The sequence below is a fragment of the Arthrobacter sp. 05T410 genome (assembly GCF_056396505.1).
Genome location: NZ_JBFTLP010000062.1, coordinates 1 through 409, shown reverse-complemented (window position 1 = coordinate 409; position 409 = coordinate 1). Strand labels below are relative to the sequence as shown.

The 409-nt window shown below is 55.6% G+C and carries 1 protein-coding gene; it reads left to right on the top strand.

Features of this window, described 5'->3' with window-relative positions:
- Positions 1 to 259: hypothetical protein (locus AC1DFR_RS22390; RefSeq protein ID WP_476874507.1), on the top strand; the 259-nt coding region annotated here is incomplete at its 5' end.
- Between the last annotated feature and the right edge of the window lie 150 nt (positions 260 to 409).

Genomic DNA, 409 nt, shown 5'->3' with positions numbered 1-409 from the left:
GCCCGGCAAATTCAACCAATTCAATACAATAAATTGGTATCAACAAACTTGGCACACTATTGAGTTCTCAAACAACAGACACACCCGGCACCACCACAACCAACAAACAGTCAAGGATCGCTCCGGAGCAACTTTTCAAACTTACCCGAGTCCGGACCGCTTTGCAAATCAGCGTTTCCGCGACCCGCAAACCATCCAACCCGCCCCACCCGAACCCGRAGCGCACAAAACGCCGACCAGATCCGGTCTTGAAATTTAGGGGATTGGCCGCCTCCGGTTCCCAGCATTTCCGCTGGTCTCCCTCGCGGCGACTTAGAAAACAATACACCCACCACGCCCCCACCGCAACTCCACCCCCCACACCCACCCCACCACCCAAAAACCCCGCCACCACAACCCAAAACCACCC